The 4,647-nt window shown below is 57.1% G+C and carries 3 protein-coding genes and 2 pseudogenes; all 5 read left to right on the top strand.

What is annotated here, in order from left to right:
* The coding region (locus NKI19_RS32515; protein ID WP_352951289.1) for an amidohydrolase family protein at positions 1-1,033 on the top strand (1,033 nt) is incomplete at its 5' end.
* A 216-nt stretch (positions 1,034-1,249) separates the two neighbouring features.
* A complete protein-coding gene (locus tag NKI19_RS32510) occupies positions 1,250-2,833 on the top strand; it encodes an ABC transporter substrate-binding protein (protein ID WP_352567684.1) in 1,584 nt (527 codons plus the stop codon).
* A 12-nt stretch (positions 2,834-2,845) separates the two neighbouring features.
* Positions 2,846-3,792 (top strand): annotated as a pseudogene (locus NKI19_RS32505) (ABC transporter permease).
* A gap of 258 nt (positions 3,793-4,050) precedes the next feature.
* Positions 4,051-4,260: a hypothetical protein gene (locus NKI19_RS32500; protein WP_352567683.1), complete on the top strand. Its 210-nt coding sequence runs from the start codon at positions 4,051-4,053 to the stop codon at positions 4,258-4,260.
* Between the two features lie 24 nt (positions 4,261-4,284).
* Positions 4,285-4,647, top strand: a pseudogene (locus NKI19_RS32495) (transposase); the annotation flags it as partial.

The raw sequence follows: 4,647 nt of genomic DNA, 5'->3' as shown, positions 1-4,647 counted from the left end.
CGATTGCGATATCCACCCGGCTCTTAAAGACCGGTATGGCCTCCATCCCTATATTTCCAAGCGTTGGCGCGATCATCTCGATCAGTATGGCGAGTTGGGGTTCGATCCCGGCGGCCTTTATGACGGCTTCACTCCATCTACGTGCCGTCGCGATGCCTGGCCGGATGAAGGGCCACCCGGATCGGACCTGGCCTTGATGAGGAAGCAGCACCTCGACCCCAACAATGTTGTGTTCGGCGTGCTCCAACCCATGGTAGCGCTGGGCAACGGCGGTCGCAATCTCGATCTCAGCAACGCGTTGTCAACGGCAATGAACGATTGGCAGATCGCCGAGTTTGTAGAGCCGGAGGATCGGCTGAGAGCGTCCGTTGTGGTCGTTCCGGATGATGCCGTTTCCGCAGTCGCAGAAATCGAAAAGCGGGCGCTCGATGCGCGCTTTGTCCAAGTGGAGATATTTACGGGGACAACCGAGCCATTGGGACATCGACGCTACAGGCCCATCCTGGAAGCCGCGGCTCATCACGGCCTTCCGATCGGCATGCACGTTGGTGGCCGGCTTGGCTCACGGACTGCCAGCGGCTGGCCATCCTACTACTGTGAGTTTCATTTGTATAACACATTCGCTGCGCAGACGCAGGTTATGAGCCTCATTCTTGATGGCGTGTTCGATCAATTGCCATCTCTCAAGGTGATCATCGTCGAGAACGGCTGTGCCTGGTCGATTGGACTTGGCCACCGGCTTGACATGTTGTGGCGGCGCATGGGCTCGGAAGGGGCAAGCTTAAAATATCCGCCTTCCCATTATCTGCGCCGGCATTTCTATTTTTCCACACAACCGGTGGAAGAACCGGACAATCCCGAGGAGCTCAACTATCTGTTTGATCAAATCGGCTGGGATAGGCTGCTCTATGCGAGCGATTATCCTCACTGGGACTTCGACGATCCGCGTTATGCCTTCAAGGCTCGAATATCCGAGGAACACAAGGCGCAGCTGTTTCGGGAGAACGCCAAGGAAGTCTATCGGATCCTGTAACGCGAACAGCGGAAGAAGAACCGTATTCGCAGCTTCCATCCGGGAATTCGGATCAAACCGTCACGTCCGCGAGGACGTTCTGGAGCGAACGTCCCCTCTGATTCCGAGGTGTTGCCGAAGGTGAACCGAGCTTCTTGAGATCGCACGAGGGCAGCCACTGGTTACCTCGTGTGGGTGCAGCCAATAACCGATTAATAAAAGAAGAGGGGAATTAAGATGAATGATGAAATCAATTTTCTCAGTAAGTGCGTCGCGAAAGGTAAGCTGTCCCGGCGCGATTTCTTAGGTCGGGCAGCGACACTTGGCCTTGGTGCAATCTTCGCTAACAATCTGCTGGCTGAAGCCGCTAGGGCGGAGGGGCCAGTCAAGGGCGGCACGCTCAAGGCCGGGTTAATGGGTGGACAAGCGACGGACACTCTCGATCCAGCGACCCTAACAAATGATGTTCAGTTTATCTTCAGCCGCCTGTGGGGCGAACAACTCGTAGAGCTGGACGCGAATCAAAAACTGCAGCCGGTACTTGCCGAGGAATGGGGCGCATCGAAAGACGCCAAGGCCTGGACGTTTAAAATCCGCAAGGGCGTGCAATTTCACAACGGCAAGGAGATGACGCCCGCCGACGTGCTAGCCACATTGGAACGTCACTCCGACGCTAACTCGAAGTCGGTTATGCTCGCCTTTATGCACGGGATCGACAAGATCGCCGTCGACGGCCGGAATATCGTCTTCACTCTAAAAGAAAGCAATGCAGACTTCCCAGTCATAATGAACGATGTCCACCTGATGATTCAGCCAAATGGCGGCAAGGACAACCCGAACGCAGGCATCGGCACGGGTCCATACAAGGCCACGGTCAACGAAGCTGGTGTTCGACTTGGCGGCGAGAGGTTCGCCGGCTACTGGCGGGACGATCGCGGCTTTGCCGACCAGATCGAGATTATTGTCATCAACGACGCGACAGCCCGCACCTCTGCTTTGCAGAGCGGGCAGGTTCACATGATTAACCGCGTCGATCCGAAGGTGATCGAACTCCTCAAGCGCTTCCCTGACATCACCGTCCGCAACGTTGGAGGCCGTGGGCATTCTTATTTTTGCTGCCAACTCGATACGGCGCCCTTCAACAACAATGACCTGCGGCTCGCCCTGAAATATGCAATCGACCGCGAAGAGATGGTCCAAAAGGTTCTGGGGGGCTACGGCTCCGTCGGCAATGACACGCATATAAACAAGTTTTATCCACTCTTCACCGAAATCGAACAATGCAAATACGATCCGGACAAGGCGGCCTTCCATTACAAGAAGTCAGGGCACTCCGGTTCGGTGCTCCTTCATACATCGGACGGCGCATTCACAGGAGCGGTGGATGCTGCTCAGCTATACCAGCAGAGCGCGGCCAAAGCGGGGATTAGTATCGAGGTTAAACGTGAACCAGCTGACGGCTACTGGACAAACGTGTGGCTCAAACAGCCGTTCGTGGCAAATTCTGGTCCGGGCCGTCCAACCCAGGACATGGAGTATTCTCTGAAGCTCCAATCTAAAGCGGTATGGAACGAAACTCACTTCTACAGCGAGAAGTTCGACCAGATGATAGTCCAGGCACGCGGCGAACTCGATGCCGACAAGCGTAAGAAGCTTTACGCCGACATGGGCCAAATCATCCACGATGAGGGCGGCCTGATCATCCCGATGTTCAATGATTACATCGACGCCACGGGCCCGCGTGTTGGCGGATGGGCCAAGAATGGCAACGATCGATTCATGAACGGCTACGCGCTGACCAAGTGCTGGCTGCAGGCCTGAGGCCCTGAGAACATGGTTCTCAAGCTTATTGCCCAGCGCGTCGCGCTGGGCATCCTCCTCTTGCTCGCAGTTTCGGTCCTCATTTTTGTTGGCACGAATCTTCTGCCCGGCGACGTCGCGCAATCCATTCTCGGCCCGTCGGCGACGCCACTGGCGCTCGCCAATCTTCGAAAGGGGATGGGGCCTCAATGACCTCGCCTATGTCAGATATCTCCGCTGGCTTTTCGGAATCCTGCAGGGCGACCTCTAGGCACTGCTCTCACCAGTGGGCTCGATATCGCCACTTCCCTCCAGGAGCGCCTATGGAACACGCTGTCCCTGGCCTTCTGGGCGGCGATTATCGCCGTCCCGCTCGCGATTGTCCTCGGGCTGTCGGCAGTGCGTCATCGCGATGGCCTCATCGACAAACTGATCACCGGCCTGGCACTTGCCTCGACATCGGTACCGGAATTCTTCATCGGCCGTCTGTGGTTACTTCTTTGCCGTGAAGTTCCATATCTTGCCAGGCATTTCGATGGTCTATGAGGGCATGCCCTTCCTCGACAATATGAAAGCCCTCGCGCTGCCCTGCATGACGCTCACGCTGGGCATCCTCGCCCATGATGCGAATGACGAGGGCGGCGATCCTCAAGGGCGTGCAGTCAGCCTACATTAAGACTGCCGAACCGAAAGAACTCACCGCCTTCGAGGTCATTCGCAGGGACGCTTTCCCTAATGCATCGCCCCGACCATAGTGTGATCACGCTGAACCCCGCCTATCTCGTGGTCGGCGTGGTGGTGATCGAGGTGATCTTCGTCTATCCTGGCATTGGCCAGTATCTTGTCGACCATGTCGCCAAGCGCGACGTGCCGGTCGTGCAGGCCGTTGGGCTAATCTTCGCCGCCGTTTATATTTCCCTCAACTCGTGGCCGACGTGGCATCCATTCTCGCCAATCCCCGCCTAAGGCATCCGAGGTAAGGAGAACCATGTTAAGACGTATTCCCATCGGCGCCCTGCTCGGCCTTCTTATCACCACTCTCTTCTTCCTCGTCGCGATCTTCGCACGTCGATCGCCCCCTTCGGCCTCGGCGACATCCCCGTCGGAGTCTGGGAGCCGATATCGGCGAAATTTCTCTTCGGCACTGACGATCTTGGCCGCGACCTGCTCTCGCGCATGATCTATGGCGCCCAGACGACGATCCTGATCGCGGTGGTGGCTACACTGCTTTCCTCTCGGTGGGCGCAATCCTCGGGCTTCGCCGCTGCGGTGCTCGGCGGCTGGTCCGATATGTTGATGTCCCGTTCGTCGACCTGCTGATGGCGATCCCGACGCTGATCTTCGGCCTTGTGGTGCTGTCGGTCCTGCCTTCGACGCTGGTCACATTGGTCCTCGTCATGGGTATTCTGGGCAAGTGGGACTGTCAGGAATTGTGTGCGAGGCCATGATGATGGAAAGGAGCGAATCATCACATGGCTATTCAGATGGAACTTTTGGACCAGCTGCTTGCCGGTCGCGATCCGAGCGAGTTGTTTGCCAAGGACGGCTTGCTCGATGATTTGAAGAAAGCGCTTTCTGAGCGGATTCTGAACACCGAGCTTGACGAACACCTCGAGGAGGAGCGTGCCGAGGGCGGCGCCAATCGCCGCAACGGACATTCGAAGAAGACGGTGCTGACGGGCACCCCGAAGATGGAGTTTGCGACCCGCGCGACCGGGCTGGAACGTTCGATCCGAAGTTGATCGCAAAGTATCAGCGCCGCTTTCCCGATTTCGACGCCAAGATCGTGTCGATGTACGCGCGCGGCATGAGCGTGCGCGAGATCCGCGGTCACC

This window comes from Mesorhizobium sp. M0751 (genome assembly GCF_040320265.1).
GTDB lineage: Bacteria > Pseudomonadota > Alphaproteobacteria > Rhizobiales > Rhizobiaceae > Mesorhizobium.
Note: the sequence above shows the minus strand (reverse complement) of the source record. Positions and strands in the feature narration are given on the sequence as shown.